The 25888-nt window shown below is 67.6% G+C and carries 18 protein-coding genes; 6 read left to right on the top strand and 12 right to left on the bottom strand.

The annotated features are described in order from the left end of the window. The first annotated feature begins 44 nt into the window (after positions 1–44). Positions 45–812 carry a sigma 54 modulation/S30EA ribosomal C-terminal domain-containing protein gene (locus MKCMC460_RS19480; RefSeq protein WP_236982153.1) on the top strand — a complete coding sequence of 256 codons (768 nt, stop codon included), beginning with the start codon at positions 45–47 and terminating at the stop codon, positions 810–812. Positions 813–837: 25 nt separating this feature from the next. Next, positions 838–1842 (top strand): acyl-ACP desaturase, encoded by a 1005-nt coding sequence (locus MKCMC460_RS19475; RefSeq protein ID WP_370653192.1) that lies wholly within the window; start codon positions 838–840, stop codon positions 1840–1842. 10 nt (positions 1843–1852) lie between these two features. Here MKCMC460_RS19475 and MKCMC460_RS19470 read toward each other — a convergent pair whose 3' ends face one another. The 9 genes from MKCMC460_RS19470 to MKCMC460_RS19430 form a co-directional block, all read right to left on the bottom strand. Then, a complete protein-coding gene (locus tag MKCMC460_RS19470; RefSeq protein ID WP_236982157.1) occupies positions 1853–2788 on the bottom strand; it encodes a MerR family transcriptional regulator in 936 nt (311 codons plus the stop codon). Next, positions 2785–4290: an NAD(P)/FAD-dependent oxidoreductase gene (locus MKCMC460_RS19465; protein WP_236982159.1), complete on the bottom strand. Its 1506-nt coding sequence runs from the start codon at positions 4288–4290 to the stop codon at positions 2785–2787. The genes MKCMC460_RS19470 and MKCMC460_RS19465 overlap by 4 nt, the downstream gene beginning before the upstream one ends. 3 nt (positions 4291–4293) lie before the next feature. After that, complete coding sequence (locus MKCMC460_RS19460; protein WP_236982161.1) at positions 4294–5214, bottom strand: ferritin-like domain-containing protein; 921 nt, start codon at positions 5212–5214, stop codon at positions 4294–4296. 29 nt (positions 5215–5243) lie between these two features. Beyond that, positions 5244–6113, bottom strand: a complete 870-nt coding sequence (locus MKCMC460_RS19455) for an SDR family oxidoreductase (RefSeq protein WP_236982168.1) — start codon at positions 6111–6113, stop codon at positions 5244–5246. Positions 6114–6115: 2 nt separating this feature from the next. Then, positions 6116–7117 (bottom strand): alpha/beta hydrolase, encoded by a 1002-nt coding sequence (locus MKCMC460_RS19450; RefSeq protein ID WP_236982170.1) that lies wholly within the window; start codon positions 7115–7117, stop codon positions 6116–6118. A 127-nt stretch (positions 7118–7244) separates the two neighbouring features. Beyond that, positions 7245–10109: an RND family transporter gene (locus tag MKCMC460_RS19445; RefSeq protein WP_238304714.1), complete on the bottom strand. Its 2865-nt coding sequence runs from the start codon at positions 10107–10109 to the stop codon at positions 7245–7247. Next, on the bottom strand, positions 10106–10561 hold the full coding sequence (locus tag MKCMC460_RS19440; RefSeq protein ID WP_238306025.1) for an MmpS family transport accessory protein: 456 nt from the start codon (positions 10559–10561) through the stop codon (positions 10106–10108). Before MKCMC460_RS19440 ends, MKCMC460_RS19445 begins: the two co-directional genes overlap by 4 nt. A gap of 6 nt (positions 10562–10567) precedes the next feature. Beyond that, a complete protein-coding gene (locus MKCMC460_RS19435) occupies positions 10568–10993 on the bottom strand; it encodes a hypothetical protein (RefSeq protein WP_236982176.1) in 426 nt (141 codons plus the stop codon). A 139-nt stretch (positions 10994–11132) separates the two neighbouring features. Beyond that, positions 11133–12722, bottom strand: coding sequence for a (2,3-dihydroxybenzoyl)adenylate synthase (locus tag MKCMC460_RS19430; protein WP_238306024.1), 1590 nt, complete (start codon positions 12720–12722; stop codon positions 11133–11135). Between the two features lie 238 nt (positions 12723–12960). On the opposite strand from MKCMC460_RS19430, the gene mbtG reads away from it, so the two are divergent. Continuing rightward, entirely contained in the window at positions 12961–14253 is a 1293-nt protein-coding gene (gene mbtG, locus MKCMC460_RS19425; RefSeq protein WP_238304713.1) for an NADPH-dependent L-lysine N(6)-monooxygenase MbtG, read from the top strand. Beyond that, positions 14234–14449, top strand: a complete 216-nt coding sequence (locus tag MKCMC460_RS19420; RefSeq protein WP_236982180.1) for an MbtH family protein — start codon at positions 14234–14236, stop codon at positions 14447–14449. Before mbtG ends, MKCMC460_RS19420 begins: the two co-directional genes overlap by 20 nt. Before the next feature lie 70 nt (positions 14450–14519). Here MKCMC460_RS19420 and nbtC read toward each other — a convergent pair whose 3' ends face one another. Genes nbtC through MKCMC460_RS19405 form a run of 3 tightly spaced genes read right to left on the bottom strand, consistent with a single transcriptional unit; the run spans position 14520 to position 19698 of the window. Next, positions 14520–17588, bottom strand: coding sequence for a nocobactin polyketide synthase NbtC (gene nbtC / locus MKCMC460_RS19415; protein WP_255735952.1), 3069 nt, complete (start codon positions 17586–17588; stop codon positions 14520–14522). 17 nt (positions 17589–17605) lie between these two features. Next, positions 17606–18922 (bottom strand): polyketide synthase, encoded by a 1317-nt coding sequence (locus tag MKCMC460_RS19410; RefSeq protein ID WP_236982182.1) that lies wholly within the window; start codon positions 18920–18922, stop codon positions 17606–17608. Positions 18923–18936: 14 nt separating this feature from the next. After that, positions 18937–19698: a thioesterase II family protein gene (locus tag MKCMC460_RS19405; RefSeq protein ID WP_236982184.1), complete on the bottom strand. Its 762-nt coding sequence runs from the start codon at positions 19696–19698 to the stop codon at positions 18937–18939. 201 nt (positions 19699–19899) lie between these two features. Here MKCMC460_RS19405 and MKCMC460_RS19400 point away from each other — a divergent pair, with 201 nt between their 5' ends. Together MKCMC460_RS19400 and MKCMC460_RS19395 are read left to right on the top strand one after the other, a co-directional pair. Beyond that, positions 19900–20838, top strand: a complete 939-nt coding sequence (locus MKCMC460_RS19400; RefSeq protein WP_236982186.1) for a methionyl-tRNA formyltransferase — start codon at positions 19900–19902, stop codon at positions 20836–20838. 29 nt (positions 20839–20867) lie between these two features. Then, complete coding sequence (locus MKCMC460_RS19395; RefSeq protein WP_238304712.1) at positions 20868–25886, top strand: non-ribosomal peptide synthetase; 5019 nt, start codon at positions 20868–20870, stop codon at positions 25884–25886. Positions 25887–25888 lie beyond the last annotated feature (2 nt).

Below are 25888 nucleotides of genomic sequence, written 5' to 3'. Positions count from 1 at the left end.
GAACGTGAATCGTCACGAATAACAGGAAAGCGGGGTCGCAGGGAATGGGTGCACCCGAGTTCGTGCAGGAATCACCCGAGGTCACCGTTTTCTCCGGTGGAAACCTGTCGACTGCCCGCGCCGAACAGATTGCCCGGGCAGTCAAGTGCATTCTGGATCGTCGCGGGCTCACCGGTGGTGCCCGGGTGCGGGTCAAGACGGGGCGGTGCGGGCGCGGTCCGATGGTGGTGCAGGTGAACCTGCGGATCGGCGACCTGCCGGCCCGTGTGGCGGCCGTCACCAGCGGCGTCGACGATCTGGCGCCGGCCCTGGCCAGGCTGGACCGCCAGGTGGCCCGGCTCTGTGCGCCGTGGCGGCCCCGCCCGTGGCCGGACCAGACCCGCAGGCCGATGACCGTCGCCCCGGACGCCACGCTTACCCGTCGTAAAACGGTTGTGCTGCAACGCACCGCACCACTGGATGCCGTCCAGGTGATGGACGCGATGGACTACGACGTGCATCTGTTCACCGACGCCGAGACGGGTGAGGACGCGGTGGTGTATCGGGCCGGCCCGTCCGGATTGCGCCTGGCCCGCCAGCAGCACGTGCGTCCCCCGGGCTGGGTGTGGTCACCGGAGGACTCCGGCCCACCCGTGCCGCTGATCGTCAATCCCCTTGCCGCACCGGTGCTTTCCGAGGATGCCGCGGTGCGCCGCGCACGCGACCACGGGCTGCGGCACCTGTTCTACACCGACGCGACCACCGGGCGCGGAGGGCTGCTGTACCCGCGCCACGACGGCAACCTGGGGCTGATAACCCCCGCACATCGATAACTGGGAGATTGCTGTGTCCAAAGAAATGACCAACCTGCAGCTACTCGAAGAGCTGGAACCGGTGGTGGAGCGACTGCTCAACCGCCACCTGTCGGTGTTCAAGGAGTGGAGTCCGCACGACTACATCCCGTGGTCGGACGGCAGGAATTACTACACCCTGGACGGCCAGGACTGGGAGCCGGGGCAGAGTCAGCTGTCCGACGTGGCACAGGTCGCAATGGTGCAGAACCTGTTGACAGAGGACAACTTACCGTCCTACCACCGCGAGATCGCGATGAACTTCAGCATGGACGGGCCCTGGGGGCAGTGGGTCAACCGCTGGACCGCCGAAGAGAACCGGCACAGCACCGCGTTGCGCGACTACCTGGTGGTGACCCGCGCGGTCGATCCGGTGGAGCTGGAGAAACTGCGCGTGGAGCAAATGACCAGAGGCTTCAGCCCGGGCCAGAACCAGCAGGGCGACCTGTTTGCCGAGAGCATCTTCGACTCGGTCATGTACGTCTCGTTCCAGGAGCTGGCGACTCGCGTCTCGCACCGCAACACCGGCAAAGCCTGCAACGACAGCATCGCCGACCAGCTGCTCGCCCGGGTCTCTCACGACGAGAACCTGCACATGATCTTCTACCGCGACGTCAGCGAGGCCGGCCTGGACATCGCGCCCAACCAGGCCATGCGTTCGGTGCACCGGATCCTGCGCAACTTCAAGATGCCCGGATTCACCGTGCCTGAGTTCCGGCGCAAGGCGGTGATCATCGCCGTCGGCGGCGTCTACGACCCGCGTATCCACCTCGAAGAGGTGGTCATGCCGGTGCTGCGCAAGTGGCGGATCTTCGAACGCGAGGACTTCACCGGCGAGGCCGCGTGGATGCGCGACGACCTGGCCGTGCTGATCAAAGAGCTCGAGCAGGCCTCCGACAAGTTCGACGAGTCCAAGCAGCGATACCTCGATCGCGAGGCGCGCAAAGCCGAGCGGATCACGGCCAGCAAGGTGCTCAAGACCGACGGGACGCTGACGCTGAGCAGGCACTGAGGGAACGCGCTCAGGTTCCGGTCTCGGCGGCGGCCGACTTCTCCAGGTATTCCGCCAGCAGTCGGCTGACCAGAGATTCGATGTTGGCTTCGATCGACGATGCCAGGGTCGCGGTGACGGTGGCGACCGCTTGAGTCCGGAACCGCACCAGCATGGTGATCAGCTCGGCCACTTCGGCGTCCGCCGGCAGCGCCTCACCGGGCTTGATGCGGTCCGCGACGTGTTCGAAACCGGCTTGCACCAGCAGGTCGCTGATCTCATCGATCTTCGGCACGATCTGCTCGTGCAGGTCGATGAGCCGGTGTGTGCTGATCCCGTAGCCGCGGACCTCGTTGAAGGCCTCGATGAGTTTGGGTCGGGTCAGCGTGGCCTGGTCGCCTTCGATGCGGATCAACCCCAGCCCCACTATGCGGTCGAAAGAGCTTGGGTCGTCCACGAGTTCGCGCGCTTCGGTCAGCGGCATGGTCTGGGGCTTCTCGGTCGTCCAGGTCCCCACGATGGCCGATTCCAGGCCCAGCACGTCGCCGAGGTTTTTGCCTTCTTCCCACGCGCTGACCATCTCCCGCACGTGGGCGATGGTGTAGCCGCGGTCCAGCATCGAGGTGATCAGCCGCAGCCGGGTCAGGTGGGTGTCGTTGAACAACGCGATGCGCCCGACGCGCAGCGGCGGTGGCAACAGACCGCGGTCGCGGTAGACCCGGATGTTGCGGGTGGTGGTGCCGACCAGTCGGGCCAGCTCCTCGATCCGATACTCCCCGGATTCGCCGGCGCCGTGCGGATTGCGGACCGCGGCGTCGAACAGCTGAGTCACCGCCGCTTCGACGAAGTCACGGGACTGGCGCCGCACGCGTTTCGGCGTGCGGCGCACGTTGTACAGCACGCTGGCGATGGTGCCGGGCTCGGGACGGGGCGGTCGATCCGCCGCCCCGCCGCTGCGTTGCGTCACGCCGGTGCGCTGACGCGGTCCCGGGTGTCGTGGGCATTGTTGGCGATCGCGTCGTAGTGCTCGTACCGGAAGTTGTGCATCTGGCGAAGATACTGCGTGGCCGTCCCCGGGTACATCGACCCGTTGAACCCGTCCTTGGTCAGATACCAGCTCTGGCAGCCCGAGTTCCACGTCGTCTTGGTCAACCGGCGCTGGATGCGCTGGTTGTGCCGGCGTTGGACGTCTTCGCGCACGTCGAGGTAGCGCAGGTCGTCATCGAGGATGGTTTTGATGCCCCGCACCGCGTAGTCGAGCTGGCCTTCGATGTAGACCAGCAGCGAGTTGTGGCCGGGCCCGGAGTTCGGGCCGGTCATGAAGAACAGATTCGGGTAGCCGTGCGCGTTGATGCTCTTGTAAGCCTGTGCGCCACCGGCCCATTCCGCGGCCAGTGCGCGCCCGCCGAGTCCGGTGACCGGGAACGGCGGCCCGCTCAGGTGGACGTCGTAGCCGGTGGCGAACACGATGCAGTCCAGGTGGTGTTCGACGCCGTCGCTGGTGCGGATCCCGGCCGGGCTCAGCGTCGCGATCGGCCAGTCGATCAGTTTGCAGTTCTCGCGCTGCAGGGCCGGGTAGTAGTCGCTGGAGATCAGCATCCGTTTGCAGCCGGGCGCGAAGTCCGGTGTCAGCTGGCGACGCAGCCAGGGGTCTTTGACCTGCGCGCGGATGTGGGCCTTGCCGAGCCGGGCCACCAGTGCGGTCAGCGGGGTGTTCCACACCATCGCCGTCGCGGTGGCTTCGTGGCCCCAGAACAGCACCTGGCGGGCGAGCTGTTGGGTGGCAGGAAGTTTGGCGAACAACGCCTGCACCGCGGGCGGGGTGGCGACGTCCAGCCGCGGCAATACCCAGCCGGGCGTGCGCTGGAACACCTTGACGAACCCGGCCTGCTTGACCAGTTCCGGGACGATCTGGATCGCGCTGGCGCCAGTGCCGATGACGGCCACCTTCTTGCCGGTGAAGTCGTAGTCGCAGTCCCAACGGGCGCTGTGAATCTTGTGGCCCTGGTAGCTGTCCAGCCCGCGGATGTCCGGGAAGCTGGCATCGGACAGCGGCCCGGACGCCAGCACCACGGTGCGCGCCCGAAACCGCTTGCGGTTCTTGGTCTTCGCGGTCCAGACGCCGGCCTCTTCGTCGAACGTCAGGCCGCTGACCTGGTGGCCGAACCGGATCTTGTCGCGGGTCCCGAACCGGGTGGCCATCTCCTCGATGTGGCGATAGATCTCCGGGGCCGGGGAATAGGTCCGCGACCACTTCGGGTTCGTGACGAACGAGTACGAGTACAGCAGCGACGGGACGTCGCAGCTGGCCCCCGGATAGCGGGTGTCGCGCCAGGTGCCGCCCACCCGGTCGGATCGTTCCAGGATCACGACGTCGTCGATTCCGGCTTCGGCCAACCGGATTGCCGCCCCGAGCCCGGTGAAGCCGGCTCCGATGATCAGCGTCTGATAAGTGCGTTCGGTCGCCATGTGCTACGCCGCCGGCTCGTGGGTGAGCTCCCGCGACCAGCTCGGCATCGGGCGCAGCAACGGCTTGGGGTAGAAGTCGGACAGCCACACCATGGAATTGGCCAGCAGCTGGTAGGGGTGCCGTGGGTTGACCACCCACCCGGCATGGCGCTTGAGCAGTTTGTAGGCCGGCACCCGCGGAGTGCGATCACCGCGCTCGCCGAGTTGGCGGAACCGCTTGACGGCGTTGAAGAGTCGCTCGGCCTCCATGCCCATGCCGGCCATCTCGTTGCGGATGCGGTTGAGCAGCGGTACGTACATCAGCGCGCCCAGGATCAGGCCCGGAGTCGCGACGGTGCCGACGAATTCGATGGCCAGCCGCCGCGCGGTGGCGTGCCCGATCATCTCCAGCACCGCGAAATCAACTGCGATGTGGCGTGATTCGTCGTTGTTGATCTTCTCGAACACCTGGTGACAGACCGGGTCCTCGACAGTGTCCAGCAGGAACTTGAGCAGTGCGCCGTCCAGCGCCACCTCCAGCATCGGGATCACGGTGCCCAGCACCGACAGCGGCATGTCGTCGGAGTAGGCGTCCAGCCACTCGATGGCCAGCCGGATATTGACGTTGGGTTTGGGGACCTCACCGTCCTCGAGCATGCCCCAACGCTTCATCAGGGCCAGTTCTGCGTTGGCGTGCCGTTGCTCCTCGGCGTGGAAGTACCGGTAGATTTCGGCGATCGTCGGGTTGGGCGCCTTCTTGGCCAGCGCCGCGAACCCGCGGGCGCCGATGTTCTCGATCCAGCACAAGTCGGCCATGAACGCCTTGAGTTTCGGCCGGAACTCGGGCCGGATGGTTTCGGCACCCGGTGCATCCCAGTCGATGTCGGCGAGCGCCCACTGCCGATCTTTGATCTTGGCGAGCATGGCTTCCATTTCGATGGCCACCAGGCCCTCCTTTCAGGTGGACGGGTGTTTCAGTGACTGGTCACCCGCATTACCAGGCCGACTCCACGGGTATAAGCCCCGGGGGCAAGGCGTTTGATGTTCCAGCCGATCTTGGCGTCGAGCTGGGGCATGCAGTACAGATCGCCGCGGTCGTTGGTGTCCAGGCAGACCCTGGCGACCTTCTCCGCCGACAGGCCGGTCCAGCGCATCAACCGGTCGGCCAGGTTGCTGGACTCCTCGCTGATGCGTCCGGCTTCGAGGCCCGAACCGACGATGTTGGTCTTGACGAAGGTGGGGCACAGCACGGTGACTCTGACTGCGGTGCCGGATAATTCGGCCGCCAGCGTCTCCGACAACGAGAGCACCCCGGCCTTGCTGACGTTGTAGGCGGCCATTCCGGGAGCCGCGCCGAACGCAGCTGCCGAGGCGACATTGATGATCCCGCGGGGCGCGTGTGACGGGCCGGCTTCACGCAGGATCGGAGTGAACACCTGGCAGCCGTAGATGGGTCCCCACAGGTTGATCCCCAGTGTCAGCTGCCAATCCTCAAGCGGCACTTCGCCGATGGGGGCACCCCCGGCGCCGACGCCGGCGTTGTTGATCACCAGGGTGGGTGGCGCGCCGAACCAGGCCTGCGCCTGTTCGGCCAGGACGGCCACCTCCTCGTACTCGGACACGTCGCAGCGCACCGCCGTTGCCTTGGCGCCCAGCTCGTTGATGGTCTCGGCGGTACGTTGCGCGGCCGCCTCGTCGATGTCGCTGCACACCACCGAGCCACCGCGACGGCCGAGTTCGACGGCGAAGGCGGCGCCGATGCCGCTGCCCGCTCCGGTCACCACTGCCAGCGAGTCGCGACTGGTGGTCGGCTTGTTGCGCAGTTTGTCCAGTGGTCCGAACATGGTCAGCCGGCCTCCTGCTCGATACTTTTCTCAGTTATGTCGTCCCGCAGCGACTTTGCGATGAACCGCTGTACGTGCGCCATGGCTTTGGGGGCCTCCGGTGATATCCGGGGCAGTGCCTGGAACACATGCATCTGGTCGGGCCAGACCTGCAATTCACAACTACCGCCGGCGGCGCTGATGTCGGCGGCGAGTTGCCGAGCGTCGTCCTGCAGCATCTCGGCGCCACCGGCCTGGATCAGCGCAGGCGGCAGCGTCGGGCCACCCGCCACGTCGAGCGTCAGCCGATGGTGGGTGGGATCCACCCCGGCGTGATAGAGGGCCACCAACTTCGCCGCGGCCGCCGCGCGTATCGCCGGGTCGGGGCGTCGCAGTTCGCGTGCGGCGCACAGTCCGAAGGTGAGATCGATCAGCGGCGAGAACAGCACCATCGCCGCGGCCGGGTTCTGCGCGACGTCGGGTTGCAGCAGCAGGTCCACCGAGAGGTGGCCGCCGGCCGAATCCGCAACGACCACAATGTTTTCCGGCGGCACTCCGCTGGCCTGCGGTAGCCAGTCCCAGCCGGCGCGCACGTCGTCGGCGGCGGCGGGGAAGCGGTGCCGGGGTGCCAGCCGGTAGTCGATGCAGAACACCGGCAGCCCGGTGAGTGCGGACAGCCAGGAGGTCAGCCGGCGATGGGTGCGCGGCGAGCACATCGTGTAGCCGCTGCCGTGCACGTAGTAGATGACGCCGTGTGATGAATGTTGCCGGATACCACGCCCGTACACCCATTCGCCGACCACGCGGCGCCCGTCGGCAAGGACGGTGTCGACCGGTCTGACCCGGGCGCCGGCCAGCGACGGGCCGAAGGTGTCCATCACCCGGGCGACGAGTTGTCGTGATGTCCAGACTCCCCATGCCTGATCGGGGCGGATCGCGCCGGTGATCGGTCGCAGCATCAGCGAGCTGACCGTGATCGCGGTCCGGGAGCGCAGCGACCCGCGGGCTGGAACATCGTCGTCCATGGGAAGCGAGTCAATACCAAATGGTGACATTAGTCAATGGCAGCTTCGGGCGGGACTCTGTTTCCGCCGCCGCCCATCCCATCCGCCCAGCGTGACTCGCACGACGCGACCCGCCGCGGGAGCGTGCCTAGTTCACGGCCGAGGCCGAGGCCGAGGCGGAGGTGGGTGGCTGGGTGGAAGAGGCGGGACGGGCGGGCCGGGACCGCACCAGGGTGGGCCACCAGAACCACGGCCCCATGATCCGCAGCAGGCACGGCACCACGAACGAGCGCACCACCAGCGTGTCGAGCAGCAGGCCGATACACACCGTGGAACCCACCTGGCCGATGCTGCGCAGATCGCTGCTGAGCATCGCGAGCATGGTGAACGCGAACACCAGTCCCGCCGACGTCACCACCGCACCGGTACTGCCCAGCGCGCGGATCAGGCCGGTGTTCAACCCGGCGTGCACCTCCTCCTTGACGCGGGCGATCAGCAACAGGTTGTAGTCCGAACCCACCGCGACCAGGATGATGAACGTCAGCGGCAACACCAGCCAGTGCAGGTGCAGCCCGATCAGGTGCTGCCAGACCAACACCGACAGCCCGAACGCCCCGGCGTAGGAGAAGGCGACGGTACCGGGAATCACCAAGGCGGCCACCAGACTTCGCGTCAGAAACATCATGATCAAGAAGATCAGCACGAAGGCGGCGATCGCCGCGATCAGCAGATCCGACGCGGCGTACTGCTTGATGTCCTTGTCGTTGGAGCCCGAGCCGCCGATGTAGACCCGCGCTCCGGCCAGCGAAGTCTCTTTGAGCACCGTGGTGATGGCCCCGGCGAACTGTTCGACGTGCTGTACCCCTTCGGGGCCCATCGCGTTGCCCTCGTGGGTGACGATGAACCGGGCGGCCTTGCCGTCGGGCGACATCATCAGCGTCATACCGGTTTTGACGTCTTCGTTGTCGAATCCCTCCCGGGGGATGTAGAAGAAGTCGTCGCTGCGGGCCCGGTCGAAGTCGATTCCGACGTTGATCATGTCGTCGAAGGTCTGGTCGGTCTGGATGGCTTGCAGATCCGCCGATCCGTAGCTGTTGACCAGCAGCGCCTGCAGCGCCTCGGTGTCGTCGCGCATGATCTTCATCTGCGAGATCATCTGTGGCAGCAGCTTATCGATGACCTCCAGGGAAGCCACGGCGTCCTTGATATCGGCGGCCATCTTGTCGATGCCGTCGAGCGCGTCGAACAGCGACCTGAACGCCCAGCACACCGGAATGTCGAAACAGTGCCGCTCCCAATAGAAATACGAGCGAAGAGGCCGGAAGAAGTCGTCGAGGTTGGACAGCTCCTGGTTGAGCTGTTCGGTGACCTTCTTCATGTCCTCCATGGTGAGCACGGTCGAGTGCATCTCGTCGGCCATCTTCTGCAGCAGCCCGATGGTGCGGTCCAGCACTTCGACGGTGTTCGCCTGGATTTGGGCCTGCTGATCGGTATTCGCGTTCTGCTGACGGTTGAATGGCAGCTGTTGGCCGTTGCCGCTGCCTTGGGTGGTGAACAGGTAGGGCAGCGTCGCGTGCTCGAGCGGACGTCCCATCGGCCGGGTGATGCTCTGCACCATGGCCACGCCGGGCAGTCGGATCAGGCTCTTGGCCACCCGGTCCAGTGAGATGAAATCGGCCGAGTTCCGCATGTCGTGATCCGTCTCGACCATCAACATCTCGGAGAACAGTTTGCTCTTGGAGAAGTGCCGATCCGCCGCGGCGAAGCCCTGGTTGGCAGGGCCGTCGGACGGCTGGTATTGGCGGTCGTCGTAGTTGACCCGGTAGGTCGGCACGAACACCGCCCCGAACATGACAACAGCGGTGCTGGCCACCAGGATCGGCACCGGCCACCGCACCACACTGGTCCCGATCCGCCGATACAGTTTCGCCTGAGCCTGGCGCCGCGGATCGAACAGCCCGAACAGGCTGCCTACCGTCAACACGGCCGGGCCCAGGGTCAGCGCCGCCGCGATGGTCAGCAGCATCGAGATGGCCACCGCCGGGCCCATGGTGTGAAAGTAGTTGAGCCGGGCGAAACTCAGGCAGAAACACGCCCCGGCGATCGTCAGCCCGGAGCCGATGATGATGGGTGTGACACCCCGGTAGGCCGTGTAGAACGCCTCTTCCCGGTCTTCGCCGGCGCGCCGTGCCTCGTGATAGCGGCCCATCAGGAAGATGCCGTAGTCGGTGCCCGCGCCCAGGGTCAGCGCGACGACGATGTTCACCGCGAACGAGGACAGTTCGATGTATCCGAGATGGCCGAGCGTCGCGACCACCCCCTTGGCGACCAGCATCTCGATCAGCACGCCGGCCAGCGGGACCAGCAGCGTGGACACCGACCGGTACACCAGCAACAGCATCACGATGATCAGGATGATCGTCACGATGGTGATGTCGTTCAGGCTGGCATTCGCGATCGTCACGGTGTCGGAAGCCAGCGGGGCCGGGCCACTGACGTAGACCTTGAGCCCGGGCGGCGGAGTATCGTGCGCGACAATCTGTTTCACCGCGGAGACCGACTGATTTGCTTGCATCTGCCCGATGTCGCCGGCGAGGCGCAGCAACACGTAAGCCGCTTTGCCGTCCACGCTCTGGGCGCCCGCCGCGGTGATCGGCTTGCCCCACAGGTCCATCACGTACTGCACATGGCTGGTGTCCTGCTTGAGACGGCGCATCAAGTCGTCGTAGTAGTGGTGGTCCACGTCGCCCAGCGGCCGGTCGGCTTCTAAGACGATCATGGTCATACTGGTCGAGGTGGATTCGTGGAACTTTTCACCGATGCGCAGCATCGCCCGTTGCGACGGCGCGTAATGCGGGACCATCGGCCCGGCGAGTTCTTCGGCGACCCGTTCGACCTGGGGCACAAAGGTATTGGTGGTGACGGCGATCAGCGCCCAGAAGACGATGATCGGGATCGCCAGTGCCCGGACCGCCCGCGGCAGGAACGGCCGAGGCGCCCGGTGCTCACTCATGCGGATTTCACCCGGCAGGTGACATGGGCGTCCTGGTGGGTATCGGACTGTTCGTCGCGCACGACGTCGTTCACCCTTATTCGGCACCCGATCTGACCGCCACGAACCTGTGCCGAGATGCTGCCGGAAACGACGGTCAGCGTCGTCGTCTCGGTGTGCGACCAGGGCAGCGTATTCAGGTCAAGCCGGTGCGGGTGGCTTTCGACGTCGACATAGACGAGCATTCCGCCGTCGCCGACGTTGCCGAACAACTCGTAGGTCATTTCCTTGCGGGTGGTCTGCTCCGGCGCTTGCTGCCCCAGGACGGTGATGACCGGAGGGGGAGCGGAGAATTCGTGCACCTTCCACATGCACAGCGCCCCGACGCCGATCGCGACGACGGCGACCAACGGCATCCAGGCTCGCGCCAACAAGGTCCTGCCGGTCGGTCGACTACTCACCCGATTCTCCATCCGCACTCAAACTGCTTTTGGCAGCAGCTTTTTCAACCTGGCGCCGGCGAGCAGCCGAAGCGCGAGGTTGGTGGAGGTCAGCATCGGGATCACCCCGAGGAAGGTCCGTTCCGACGGCCTGGCACCGTGTAGGTGTTCGAGGCTGCCGAACACATAGAAGCAGCCCAGCATGAAGATCATCCCGGGAATGGCGAGCGCCATCGGCGATCCGCGGTCGGTGACCACCTGTCTGGCGTAGTTCAGTTCCTCGGCCGTCATGGGTTCGCGTTTGCGCAGCTTGCGCACCACCGTCGTGGCGCTGCCCACCTCCCGGCTGATCGGCGGCAAGTCCCGGCTGCGGAGTCGTCTCACATATGTGAAGGCGACGGTGGCGAAAGTCAACATCATTGCCAGAGAGGCAATGGTCAAATAGCCGTACAGACCCGGCGTCATGATCTCCTCCCGTGCCGCCGACCGAATTTAGTGAACACTACCGTCTGCTATCTGAATTCCTCAAGAAGGTACCCGACACACGTGGCGGGCGCGCGTCGGGAATTGGCAGACGGCGCCGTCGTGAGGTCACGCCAGCGGCTCAGCCCACGGTGCGGATGATCGCCTTCTTGTCGACCTTGCCGATCGCGGTGGTGGGCAGCGCCGGTAGCGCGGCCAGCTGGTCGATTCGTACGTGCGAAGCGACGCCGCGCTGCTCGAGGTGGGCGTTGAGCTCCGACTTCGTCACCGGAGCGCCTGCGAAAACAACTGCGGCGCAGATTTTTTCACCGAGAGCCGGGTCGGGCAGCGGCACCGCCGCGACCGACCAGACGGCCGGGTGGCTGAGCAGGTGCTCTTCGAGGTCCAGCGCCGAAATGGTCTCACCGGCGCGGCAGATTACGTCTTTGACCCGCCCGGTGACCACCAGGTTGCCGTCGGCGCGGAGCCGAACCAGGTCGCCGCTGCGGTAGAAGCCGTCCGGGTCGAAGGAACGTTCGTTGTCTCGCCCGGCACGGAAGTAGCCGTTGATGGTGTACGGGCCGCGCACCAACAGTTCGCCTTCGGCGCCGGCGGCCACGGGCGCTCCGTCGGCATCGACGATGCGCAGTTCGTCGGCAGGGCTCAACGGCCGGCCCTGGGTGCGCTCGAGCGTTTCGGGCGGGTCGTCGAGGCGGGTGAAGTTGAGCAGTCCCTCGGCCATCCCGAACACCTGCTGCAGGCCCGCGGTCAGCCTCGCGCGCACTTCGGCGGCGTCCTCGGGTTCCAGCTTGGAACCGCCGACCTGCAACAGCCGCAACGTTTGTGGTGTGACGGGTTCCCAGTCGCAGGCCTGCGCCCAGAGTCTGGCCAGTGCCGGCACCAGCGCGGTGACGGTGACGCCGTGCCGGTCGATGGTGGCGAACGCGGCTTCGGGGCTGGGGTCGTCGGCGAAAACGATTGTGGCGCCGGCGCTTAGCGCGCCGAGGAGGCCGGGGCAGGCCAACGGAAAGTTGTGTGCCGCCGGTAGCGCGACCAGATAGACGTCGTCGTGGGTGAGCCGGCAGAGTGCCGCGCTGGCGGTGGCGTTGTACACGTAGTCGTGGTGGGTGCGTGGGATCAGTTTCGGGGTGCCGGTGGTGCCGCCGGACACCAGCAGCAGCGCCGGGGAGCCAGGGTCGGGGACGACCTGCGGAACGTCCCCGTCCGGCAGCGTCGCCCAGGCCAGGAACGGGCCGGGATGCCCGTCGACCACGACGTGCCGCAGCGACGGCTGGGTGGCGACGAGCGTCTGGGCCATCGGTCGGTAGTCGAACCCGCCCACGGTGTCGGCGACGATCAGCGCTACCGCGTCGCTGACCTCCGCGAAATGACTCAGCTCGGCCAGCCGGTGTCCCGGCAGGCACATCACCGGGATGGCGCCGGCGCGCAGCACTCCGAACAGCGCCTCGGCGAACCGGCATGAATTGGGTAGCGCGAGCAGCACCCGGTCGCCGGGTTCGATGCCCAGCGCCGCCAGGCCGGCCGCCGCACGGTCGGCGAGCCGGTCCAGCTCAGCGTAGGTATGGCGGTGGTGCGCATCGACGACGGCGGGGTGGTGCGGCCAGGTCTCCGCGGCCTGGGTGAGCAGGTCGTCCACCGTCCGGTCGGTCCAATAGCCGGCGGCCCGGTAGGCGGCGGCCCGCTCGGGCGGAAACGGGACGAAGCCGTCCAGAGCGGGGCTTTCAGACGGGTGGGACGGGCCGTGGGTAGAACGTGGCGGCACTCGCGAGCTCCTCGGGGTGAGCGTGTCGGCACTGCGAGCATAGGGTAGCGTACAGAAAGTTAGGACAGCCTGAGCTAATACGGGAGGTGGGGGTCGTGGGCGGCGCGTCATTCGCCGGATCACCGGCGAACGCAGAATGCCACCCGGGCCACCTCGGCCGGAGCGACGATCGTGGGGCGGGTGACTGGTGAGCCGGACGCTGGCGGTCATCGGCGCGGGCGCCAAGGCGGTCGCGGTGGCGGCAAAAGCCGCGGTGCTGCGCGAGATGGGTGTCGAGACGCCTGACGTGGTGGCCATCGAACGCACCGAGGTGGCGGCCAACTGGCTGCCGGGGGGCGGCTGGACCGACGGTCGGCAGCGGCTGGGCACCAGCCCGGAGAAAGACGTCGGGTTCCCGTACCGGTCGACGCTGGTGGCCGGGCGCGAGTCCGAGGTCGACGAACAGATGATGCGGTTCAGCTGGCAGTCGTATCTGGTTGCCTCCGACCAGTTCGTGGGCTGGGTGGACCGGGGCAGGCCGGCGCCGGCCCACGACACCTGGGCCCGCTACCTGCGGTGGGTCGCCGAGGTCGCCGGCCTGAAAGTCGTTCAGGGCGAAGCGCGCAAGATCGCCGTCGAGCAATCCCGCTGGGCCGTCCACACATCCGGATCCACCGTCTGCGCTGACGCGCTGATGGTCACCGGGCCCGGACAGCCGGAGCGATCGATGCTCTCCGGTGATCCCCGGGTGTTGTCGATAGCGCAGTTCTGGGCCCGCGCCGGGCAGCACGAGCGCATCGTGGCCGACAGTGTCGCGGTGATCGGCGGCGGCGAGACCGCTGCGTCGATCCTCAACGAGCTGTTCCACCATCGGGTTTCGTCGATCACCGCGATCTCGCCGCAGGCGACGCTGTTCACCCGCGGCGAGGGCTTCTTCGAGAACTCGCTGTTCTCCGATCCCGCCGGATGGCGCAGCCTCAGCCACGCCGAACGCCGCAACTGCATCGCCCGCACCGACCGCGGGGTCTTCTCCGCACGGGTCCAGGAGTCGCTGCTGGCCGACGAGCGGATCACCCACCTGCGTGGCCGCGTCGCGCGGGTCTTCGACCAGGACAACAAGATCTGGATCACGCTGCGCACCGACAACTGCGGTGAACCGCAGGAGACGCTGCACCGCTACGACCTCGTCATCGACGGGTCCGGCGCCGACCCGCTGTGGTTTTTGCCGCTGCTGCAACCGGACGCGGTGGGACTGCTGGAGTCGGAGGTCGGTGCGCCGCTGTCCGGTGAGCGACTCGAAGAGTGCATCGGTCCCGATCTGGCGATCGCCGGTGTCAATCCGAAACTGTTCCTGCCCAACCTGTCCGGCGTCAACGAGGGTCCCGGATTTCCCAACCTGAGTTGCCTGGGACTGCTGTCGGACCGGGTGCTCGGCGCCGAGATTCAGCGTGCCGCTGCCACAACCTCGATGGGGAGATCCGGTGAGTATCAATCCGTTTGACGACGAAGACGGCACCTTCTACGTGTTGACCAACGACGAGGAACAGCACAGCCTGTGGCCGGAGTCCATCGGCCGGCCGGCCGGCTGGCGGGTGGTGTTCGGTGCGGACAGCCGCGCCAACTGCCTGGCCTACGTCGAGCAGCACTGGACGGATATGCGGCCCAAGACTCTTCGCGACGCAATGGCCGCCGACTGACGCCCGCCGACTGACGCCGCCGGTTGAGGATGCCCGCCGACTAGGGCCGGCGCGGTGTCCCGTTCCCGCCTCAGGCGTCCAGCTTGGCCAGCACGTCGGCGATCGACGCCCCGCCCAGTAGGTCCGCGACATCGAGCTCGTGGTCGAACTCCTTCTTGACGCGACGGCGAAACTCGAGCGCCTGCAACGAATCCAGGCCGATCGCCACCATCGGGATGGTGGTGTCGATCGCCTCCACACTGTCCACCCCGATGGCCCCGGCCAGCAGGCTCATCAACCGGTGCGACGCGCCGGCGGGTGCCTCGACCGCCACGGAAGGGGCAGGTCCGGCCGCGGGTGCGGCCGCGGGTTCGGGCTCGGAAAGCTGCGCCAGCAGCGAGTCGCGGCCACAGGTCGCAAGCACCGACCGGGCACGATCCAGGTCGAACGCGGCGACGGCGGCGTTGGTGGCAAGTCTGGTCATCCCGACCGCCAGCGCATCAGCGGGCGCCATCGGGACAACGCCGAGACCGGACAGCATGGCCAGTCCCGAGTCGTCGAGGTGCACCTTCCAATGCCCCCATTGCACCGACACGCAGTCCAGGCCCTCGGCCCGAACGTGGTGTGCCAGGGCGTCGAGCATACGGTTGCCGGCGGCGTACAGCGCCAGGCCGCGACCCCCGACGGTGGCCGACACCGACGAGCACAGGACCACGCGGCAGTCGTCGGTTCTGGGGAAGCTGCGCAGGATGCGTGCGATTCCCACCACCTTGGCGCTCAGCGCGGCATGCACCTTGTCGGTGGTGATGTCTTCGAGTTCGACACCCGAATACTCGACCGCGCCATGGATGATCACGTCGGCAGGAGCGTCCCGGTGCCGCTCGGCCAGCTGCGCCACCGAAGCCGGATCGCTCAGGTCACACCTGGCGACCTCGATGTGAGTCGTTGTGGCGGAACGGATCTGGCGCAGCCGCTCCCCGACGGCGGTGGTCTCGCCGGTTCTGCTGACCAGCGTGATGCGCTGGGCGCCCTGCTGGGCGAAGTGCCCGCAGAACTCGAGTCCGAGTTTCCCGGTGCCGCCGACGATCAGGACGTGCCCGGGACGCGCGGCGGCCGTGCCGGCGGCGCATTTCTCGCCCGGCACGACACGCTTGGCGTACAGGCCGCCGTCGCGCAGCGCGAGTTCGGATTCCCCGGCCGTGTGCAGCGCCTTGAGCACCGGCGCCGCGGTTGCCGCCGATGCGCCGGCCGGCAGGTCGAGGTGGCGGAACCGCACGCCGGGATATTTCGCGCCGATGCTGCGGAATCCCGCGCTGGCCGCCGCGTGCACGAGGTCCGGCGGCCCGTCGTCGGTGACGACGGCCTCGCCGGCCACCGTCACCAGCCAGCAGTCGGTGACCCCGCCGTGCACCCCGGGCCACCACGCGCGCTCGGCGAAGAAAGCGGCGACACGATCCGCCGCGGCGACGGCGTCCAGCTTCGGCGATGCCGGCAGCAGGATGACGTGGGTGTCCAAATCGTCTTGGGCGGCGGCACTCTCGCTGTCGATCGACCGGGCCGTTGCGCCCAGTTCGGCGGCTGCGGCACACAGTGCCTCAACCAGCTCGGCGCAGTCTCCGGTGTGATCGATGAGCCCGATGGACCGCGGCCGGGTCAGCGACCGGCGCGTCAGGCGAACCCATTCCTCGGCGAGCAGCCGCGGCTGTGCCGACGGCGAAGCCGCGCCAACCTCGGGCACTGCCGGTCGGCTGGTCGGTGTGGCGGTCTTACGCCGCGGTAGTACCTCGTCGTAGGGCAGCCACAGGGTGGTCTCGTTCATCAGGGTGTTCGGGAAGTCGGGAAGCGGTTCAGCGGCCGGGTGCTCGGAGTCGACGCGCAGGAGATCCCACCGGTAGTTCAGGTCATGAACGGCCAACTGCGCGAGGTTTGTGGTGAATTCGCGCAGATCGGTCGCGGTCCGGACGGAGGTGCTGACCACCCGGGAAGCCATTTCGTCGCCGCCGCGGGCGGCGAGGTTCTCGTGGATCGCCAGTTGCAGGGTCGGATGCTCGGCCAGTTCGACGAACGTGTCGACATTCAGTTCGGCGGCGGCCGCGACCGCCTTGTCGAACCGCACCGTGTTACGCAGGTTCCAAAACCAGTACTGGTCGACCGGCAGGTCCGGGGTGATCGCGGCGCCGAGAGTGGAACCGAAACAGTCGATCTCGCTGTCCAGGAACTTGGGATTCGCCAGCTGCCGCTGCGAGGCCGCGCGTACCGTGTCGCCGAGTCCGTTGATCAGGCTGGTGTGCGCCGGATACCGGACACCGATGACCCGGGCGAACACACCGCGCTCGGACAGCGCGGCCACGAGGTCCTGCACCGTCTCCCGGTCGCCCGAGATGCCGGTCATATTGGGCGAATTCACCACCGACAGCTCCGCCCAGCCGGTACAGCGGGCCAACAGCTCTTCGCAGCTGTCCCGGTCGGTCGCCACCACGGCCATCGAGTAGTCACCCGACTCGATCTCGCGGGCGGCCAGCGCACGAATACCGATGACGCGCACCGCATCCGCCAACGTGATCAGCCCCGAAACGTAGGCGGCGGCGATCTCGCCCTGGCTGTGTCCGACGGTGACCTGCGGGACGACCCCGACCGATCGCCACGCCGCGGCCAGGCCCGCCATCTGCGTGAACAGAGCCGGTTGCACCGTGCCGGCGTCGCTCTCGGCGGTCAATTGGTCGTCGAGCAGATAGGGCAGCGGCGACTGGCCCGAGTACTCCACGAAAGCTTGCGCACAGCGGTCCGCCTCCGCACGAAAGGCCGGAATCAGCTCGTAGAACAACCGCCCCATCCCGGGACGCTGACTGCCCTGGCCCGGAAAGACGTAGGCGAGCCGACGGGCCGCCGCCCCCGCGGCGCCCACCACCGAAGGGTGGTCACGACCCTCGGCGATCGCGCCCAGCGCCGCCAGCAGCTCGTCACGGTCGTTGACCATGGCCAGCGCACGGTGCTTGCGGGCCACCCGGGTGCCGAACAGCATCTGCGCGATGGCCGGTGGTGTCACGCTCGGGTGCGATGCCGCGTAGGACAGCACGGCGGCGGCTTCGCCACGCAGCAACTCCGGTGTCTCCGAGGTCAGCAGGACCGGGATCGAGCCGTCCGGAAGCCGGTAGGTCACGCCGTGGTGGGCAACTGTCACTTCGTCACTTCCCCTGCCGCTGCGGGCATTTCGATGATGGCGTGGGCGTTGGCGCCCCCCGCGCCGAACGACGACGTCGCGCCGTAGCGAATCCCGTCCTTGGCCGGCCACGGGTGAACCTTGGTGGCCAGGCGCAGTCCGACCAGGTCCCAGTCCAGCATCTTGGTCGGGTTGTCGGCGTAGAGGGTCGGCGGAATCTGACCGTGGTGGCCGGCCAGCAGCAGCTTGATCAGGCCGAGGATGCCGGACGCGGCCTGCGGGTGGCCGAGGTTGGACTTGATCGAGCCCAGCAGCGCCTGGCTGCCCGCTGCGCCGTAGGTCTTGAACAAGGCGAGCAGCTCCACCGGGTCGCCGGCCTGGGTTGCGGTGCCGTGCCCCTCGATCATCCCGACATCGGCGGGGTCGATGCCCACCACGTCGAGCGTCTTGCGCACGACTTGTTCCTGCGCCCGGACCCGGGGGACCAGGATCGGCTTGCCTTTACCGTTGTGATTGGTGCGGATGGCCAGGATGCGCCCGTAGATGTGGTGGCCCAATTGTTTTGCCCGCGATTCGCGTTCGATGACCACCATGCCCGCGCCTTCGCCCCATACGGTGCCGCTGGCGTCGTCGGAGTAGGCGCGGCAGTGCCCGTCGTCGGAAAGCGCGTTCAGCCGGGAGAATTCGTAGAAGGCGCCCGGGGAACCCATTACGCACACCCCGCCGGCCAGCGCCCAGTCGCATTCGTCGAAGGCGACGGCGGTAGCGGCCAGGTGTACCGCGGTCAGCGAGGACGCACAGGCGGTGTCGAGGCTGATGGACGGACCGGTCAGCCCCAGACTGTGCGAAATCCTTGCAGCCCCGCCCAATTGGCCCAGGCTGGCGATGCGGTGTCCGGTGAAGGCATCGGCCACCGAGGCGCGCGGCCCGTACTCCATCGGTGACATCCCGACGAAGCAGCCCACGAATTCGCCGTCCAGCGTCCCGGGGTTGATCCCGGTGTTCTCCAGCGCTTTCCACGCCACGCGCATCGCGACGCGCTGCTGGGGGTGCATCACCAGTGCTTCGCGGTGGGTGATCCCGAACAATGTGGGGTCGAAAGTGGTTGCGCTGTCCAGGAACCCGCCCGCATCGTGGACCGGGCCCCAGCCGTCCATCTCCGATACCGAGAACAGCTCGTCCAACGGCCAGCCGCGGTCGCGCGGGAACGGGCCGATCAGTTCCCTGGATTCGGTGAGCGCCTGCCACAGTGCGGCCGGGGTGTCGATGCCGCCGGGCGCCTCGACGGCCAACCCGGAGATGACGATGTGATCTTCGGTCGACCCGGCTGTCACGGTCCGGCCGTAGGTCATGATCTCGACTCGGACTGCCGCAGTTCGCCGGCCAGCAGCTCGGCGATCGCCTCGGTGTGTTCGTTGAGGAAGAAGTGTCCGCCGTCGAACATCGTCACCTCGACGGAGTCGGTGTGCTTGCCCCATCCGTAAAGGTCGCCCAGTGTGACGATCGGATCCTGGTCGCCGCCCAGTGCGTGGATGGGCGCGGAGATCCTGACGTCCTCGTCGCACGCGTACGCGTCGCAGGCGCGGTAGTCGGCCTTGATCACCGGCAGTGCCAGTCGCATCAGGTCACGGTTGCCGAAGACGTCGGAGTTGGTGCCCTCCAGCGCCGCGAGGTGGGTGAGGATCTCCTCGTCGGTTTCGGGGTGCGACGGCTTGTTCGCCGCGTTGCACGGCGCGACCGCGGCCGAGACGGTGAGGTGTGCGACGTCGACGCCGTTGGCTTCGGCGATCCGGGCGAACTCGAACGCCACCCAGCCGCCCATGCTGTGCCCGAAGGCCGCGACCGGGACACCGCGATTGTGGTCCGAGCGGGCGAACTCCTCGAATGCTCCGGCGGCGATCTCGGGCAGTGAACCCAGCGGTGGTTCGGCGGCCCGGTCCTGGCGTCCGGGGTACTGGAACACGATGACGTCGAACTTGCTGCTCAGCGCCTTGGAGAAGGCGCGGTAGGCCGATGCGCCGGCGCCGGCGTGGGGGAAGACCAACAGCGTGGGGCTGCCCGGGGATTCAGGTTTGTGGAACTGCCTGATCCACCCAAGGGTGCGCGGCATGCATCGTCACCTTTCGCTCGCTGCTGACTGGCCGGGCGCCTGGCGCCGACCGGTCACCTGTTCGGCGGGTCCCGAAGACGTCGAGCCGGCCTTGTCGCACGTCAGTCCCCCAGGAACTTCGTAACTTAGCGAAGGCTAACATAATCTGCTGAGGCCGGATCGGGCCGATCGGAAGACGACGTACGAAGGGGGTTGAGGCTGATGCGCGTCGTGTCGTTCGGCTTCCAGACCTGGGGACACAAGACCCTGCAGGCGCTGATCGAGCTCGGGCACGATGTCGTTCTCGCGGTCACCCACCCGGCCAGTGCCGAGTCCTACAAAGCCATCTGGTCGGCCTCGGTCGAGGAACTCGCCCGCGAACACGGCATTCCGGTCCATGTCACCACCCGTGCCGACGCCGAGACCATCGACGTCGTCAAGCGCGCCGAACCCGACGTCATCGTCGTCAACAGCTGGTACAGCTGGATGCCGCCCGAGCTGTACACGCTGCCGCCGCACGGCACCCTGAACCTGCACGATTCGCTGCTCCCCAAGTTCACCGGGTTCTCCCCGGTGCTGTGGGCGTTGATCAGCGGCGAAACCGAATTCGGGCTGACGGTGCACCGGATGGACGAGGGCCTGGACACCGGAGACATCCTGGTGCAGCGGTCGTTACCCATCGGCGCGAGCGACACCGGCACCGATTTGGTGGTCAAGGGCATGGAGCTGATCCCGGGCGCGTTGCGGGAGGCGCTGGACGCGCTGGAGTCCGGCACCGCGCGCTGGCGGCCGCAGCACAAGGCCGAGCGGACCTACTTCCACAAGCGTTCCGAACGTGACAGCCTGATCGACTGGAATTGGCCGGCCGAAGACCTGGAACGGTTCGTGCGGGCCCTGTCGGACCCCTATCCGCGCCCGTTCACCCATTACCGCGGCGAACGCATCGAAGTGCTGCAGGCCCGGGTGTCCGAAGCTCGCTACGGTGGAACGCCGGGGCGGGTGATCGTGCAGGAGGGGGGCGGCGCGGTGGTGTCCGGGCCCAGCGCCTATCGCGGCGGCAACCACGGGTTGGTGATCACCCTGGTCCGCGACGCCGACGGGGTAGAACGTCGCGGCGACGAGTTCTTCGTGCGCGGCGGCTATCTGACCGACCAAGCGTAGCGAGCCAAACCTAGGAGTTGGGACAATCCATGGCAGACGATGCCAAGACCCTGCAGGAACGCCGTCGCGAGTTGCTGCGCCGGCGAATCGCCGAAAGCGGTGTGGCGGCAGGGAAATCGGCCGAGGCGGTCGAGCTTCGAGCGGGGCAACGCTACCGCCTTTCTTCCGGCCAGCGCCGCATGTGGTTCCTGCAGGCCATGGACGCCGACGACACCACGCTGAACATCTGCGTCGCCTACCGGCTGACCGGACAGCTTGACCCGGCCCGGCTGCGCGACGCCGTCGGTGCGGTGGTGGCACGACACGCCGTGTTGCGCACCAACTACGGAGTGGACAGCGAAGGTGAGCCGTACCAGGTCTTTCGGGATCACGTCGAGACACCTTGGCAGGAACACGATTTCACCGATCTGGACGATCGCGACGATCGCGACCGGCGGGTGGAAGACCTGGCGCGCCGGGAGTTCGGGCGACCGTTCAACCTGGCCGACGACATGCCGCTGCGGATCACCCTGATCCGGACCCGCCCAGCAGAATTCGTGTTGCTGCTCGTCGTGCACCACATCTGCTGGGACGACGACGCCTGGGCGGTGTTCTTCGCAGAACTCAGCGCGGCCTACAACTCTCAGCCGCTGGGCGAACCGGCGCCGCAGTTCGTCGCCGTCGAAGTGCTCGACGGCGCAACCGAACCCGGTATGGCCGACGTCGGCTACTGGGCCGACAAGCTGCGGCCGGCCCCCGAGCCGCTGGAGTTGCCCGGTGTCCGGGCCGCGCACCCGTCGCGGCGGGCCGAGCGGGTGACCCGGCCGCTGCCCGAGGGTCTGTTCGGCCGGCTGGAAGAATTCGCCCGCGAACACTCCGCCTCGCCGTTCATGGTGCTGCTGGCCGCCTACGGCGTGTTGATCCGGCGTTACACCGGCAGCCCGGACTTCTTGGTGTCGGTACCGGTAACCGACCGGAAAGCCCTGGCCCAGAGGGTGATCGGCTATTTCGGCAACACCCTGCTGCTGCGCCTGACCGCACGGCCGAACGTCACTTTCGGCGCCTACGTCGACGCGGTACGCGACACCTGCCTGGACGGCTTCGCCCACCAGTCGGTCGGCATCGACCGGGTGGTGCGGGAAGCCAACCCCGAGCGGATGGGCCACGACGGCATGGACCAGCTGGTGCGGCTGGGATTCAGCATGCGCAAGAGTGTGAGCGGATTCGCACTGGACGGCGTGGCCGTGCAACAGCTGGGGCTGGGCGCGGTGACCGCACACCTGCCCCTGGCCCTGGCCATCGTGCTGGAGCCCGAGGGTGCCCTGGCCGAGTTCGAATACCAGACCGACGTACTCAGCCCGGCCCTCGTCGAACAGTTGGCGGCGCACTACATCCAGCTGTTGGACAACGCGATCACCGAGCCCGACCGTCGCCTCACCAGCCTGGACATGTTGGACGCCGATGAGCGCGACGCGGTGCTGGACGCCTCGCACGGCGACCTGGTCCCGACTCCGCCCACCACCATGGTCGCGGTGCTCGAAGCGGCGGCCGCCGCCCGCCCGGACGCCACGGCGCTGGTCTGCGACGACGACGAGTTGACCTACGCCGAGCTACACGGCCGGGCAAATCGCCTGGCGCGCTGGCTGATCGGGCAGGGCATCGGCGCCGAGGACATCGTGGGGCTGCGGCTGAGCACGTCCGTCGAATTCATCGTCGCGATGCTGGCCGTGCTCAAAGCCGGCGCGGCCTACCTGCCCATCGACCCGGCCTATCCGGACGAGCGGATCGACTATCTGATCGGCGATGCACGGCCACACCTGGTGCTCGGGCAACGAGAACTCGCGGACGCCGAACGGGCCGCGGCACAGCTGTCCGACGCTGCGGTCACCGACGCCGACCGCCGAACCGCTTTGCGCCCAGGGCATTTGGCGTACGTCATCTACACCTCCGGTTCCACCGGTCAGCCCAAGGGCGTCGCGGTGTCGCATCACGCGATCGCCGAGCATGTCCAGGGTTTCGTGGCGGAGTGGAGCATGACCGCCGAAGACCGGCTGCTGCAGTCGTCTTCGGTGAGCTTCGACGCCTCGCTGCTGGACATCTTCGTCACGCTCTCGCTGGGCGCGCAACTGGTGGTGCCCAAACCGTCGGACACCGGTGCGTTCAGCGACCTGAGTTACCTTGCCGACCTGATCAGCCGGCACCGCATCACCGTGCTGCACATGGTGCCGTCGATGCTGAGCACCCTGCTGCTGTTGCCGCAGGCCGAGGAATGGCGGCAGCTGCGGCACGTACCGGTAGGTGGCGAGGCGCTGGCCGGGGAGGTGGCCGACAAGTTCGCCGGCTATTTCGACGCGCAACTGCGCAACCACTACGGGCCCACCGAGGCGGTGGTCTGCGCCACGCACATGGTGGTCGACGGGTCGCACGGGGCACGCGTGGTTCCCATCGGCCTGCCCAACCGCAACGTCTACGCCTACGTGCTCGACGAGGAACTGCAACCGGTGCCCGCCGAGGTGATCGGGGAGCTCTACCTCGGCGGCGCACAGCTGGCCCGCTGCTATCTGGGTCGTCCCGGACTGACCGCGGCACGCTTCGTCGCCGACCCGTTCAATCCCGGCGAACGGCTCTACCGCACCGGAGATCTGGTCCGCCGCAACATCTCCGGTCAGCTGGAGTTCGTCGGCCGCGCCGACGAGCAGGTCAAGGTCCGCGGCTACCGCATCGAACTCGGCGAGGTCGAATCGGTGATCGCGACCCATCCCGCGGTCCGGCACTGCCTGGTGGTGACCGAGGACACCGAGGCCGGGCCGATGCTCGCCGCCTACCTGGTCCCGGCCACCGGCGACGGGGTTTCCGGTGAGCTGAACCTGGACGAGGTGCGCACCCACGCGGCGGCGACGCTGCCCGAATACATGGTGCCCACCGCGTTCGCGGTCATCCCGGAGATTCCGCTGACGGTCAGCGGCAAGCTGGACAAGCGGGCGCTGCCCGCGCCGACACCGGTCGCGGTGCGCAGTTACCGGCAGCCGGCCACCGAGACCGAACGACGGATGTGCGCGATCTTCGCGCGGCTGTTCGGCTGGGAGAAGGTCGGCGCGGAGGACTCGTTCTTCGGCCTCGGCGGCCACTCGCTGCTGGCTGCCCGGCTGGTGGCAGCGATCCGCGCCGAGTTCGGCGTGGAACTGACGGTGCGCGCCGTGTTCGACACCCCCACCCCGGCCGGGCTTGCGGCGCGACTGGAGCAGTCGAGCGCCGACAGCGACGCGATGATCGCCCGGCGCAACGGTTCTGGCTCGGCCGGCCCGGCCCGTCCAGAGTTGACGGCAGTGCGCCCGGAACGTCCGCCGCTGTCCTACTCGCAGCTGGCGATGTGGTTCCAGCAGAAGATGAGGGGCGCCAACGACGTCTTCAACATGGCGCTGACACTTCGGGTGAACGGCCCGCTGGACATCGCGGCGCTCGGTGCCGCCCTCAACGACGTCATCGCCCGACACGAAGTGCTGCGCACCAACTTCGTCGAACACGAAGGTGTTCCGTATCAGCACATCCACCCGGCCCGGCAGGTGCCACTCGAGGTCACCGACGTCAGCGCCGACGGCGTGGACCGGGCGATCGCCGAGTTGCGCCGGCACGTCTTCGCCCTGGACTCCGAGTCCCTGGTGCGGCCCACCCTGCTGCGGATCGACCCGGCTTCGCACGTGCTGCTGCTGCTCGTCCACCACACCGTCACCGACCACTCGTCGATGGGCATCATCTTCGAAGACCTGCTCACCGCGTACCGGGCGCGGCTGGACGGGCACCCGCCGCAGTGGCGGACCGTGGCCGCCCAGTTCGCCGAACACGCGCTGTGGCAACGCAATACCTTCGAAGCCGACACCGACTGGGGGCAAGCTGCGCTGCGGCACTGGCACTCCGCCGTCGCGGGGATGCCCTACGAGATCCCGACGGTCGCCGACCACACCCGGCCGCCGGTCCTCGGAAAGCGCGGCGAGCTGGTCGATTTCACGGTGTCAGCGGCTCGGCGGGCGGCATTGGTCCGGCTCGCCGAAGAAGTCGGGGCCAGCGAGTTCATGGTGTACCAGGCCGCGCTCGCGGTCCTGCTGCACAAGCTCGGCGGCGGCACCGACATCGGCATCGGAAGCCCGGTCGCGGCCCGCGTCGATCTGGCCACCACCAACATGGTGGGTCCGTGCGCCAACGTGATGGTGCTACGCAACGACCTGTCCGGCGATCCGAGCCTGCGGGACACCGTTTCCCGCAGCCGCGACACCGTGCTCGACGCGCTGGCGCATCAGGAACTGCCCATCGAGCGGCTGGTCGAGGAGCTCAACCCGCCGCGCTCCCCGTCCCGCAACCACCCGTTGTTCCAGCATTCGATCCACTTCCGCGGCGAGGACTGGGCACTGCTGCCGCGGGACCTGACCCCTGACGGGGCGACGACGGTGGTGCCGGTCCCGATGGACTTCGAAATCTCACTGCTGGACCTCAACGTCTCACTGGACGTGATGCCGGATGCCGAGCTGAACGTGCGCGTGGTTGCCAACGCGGATCTGTTTGAACCGCAAACGGTTTCGTCGATCGGTACGGCTTTCTGCACCGCGCTCGAGTTGTTCGCGACCCAACCGGACCGGCCGCTGTCGCAGGTGCAGTTGCTGCCGGCGGAGGTGATGGAGCAGTTGCTCGCCCCGGCCACCCCCGCGGTGATCAGCCGCTCGGAGCTCGGCGAAGCTTCGGCGGAGACCGAGCAGACCCTGATCGCCCTGCTGGAGGAGTTGCTCGACATCACCGGCGTGGACCGCGAGGACAACTTCTTCGCGATCGGCGGCGACAGCATCATCTCGGTGCAGCTCGCGGCCCGCGCCAACGCGCTGGGACTGGCGCTGACGCCGGCCATGGTGTTCGAGTACCTGACGCTTGCGGAGCTGGCCGCGGCTGTCGATGCTGCCGGCGAGCAGCCCACGGCCACATCGGATCCCGAGGCGCAACCACAGTCCGCGCCGATGAGCGCGTCGGGTCTGGACGCGGACGCGCTGGCGGCGCTGTCCGCGGCATGGCAGAGCCGCTCGTGAGG

It is taken from the genome of Mycobacterium sp. 20KCMC460 (assembly GCF_022179425.1).
Taxonomy (GTDB): Bacteria; Actinomycetota; Actinomycetes; order Mycobacteriales; family Mycobacteriaceae; genus Mycobacterium; species Mycobacterium kiyosense.
The sequence above is the reverse complement of the archived record's forward strand: the minus strand, read 5'-3'. Positions and strand labels throughout refer to the sequence as shown.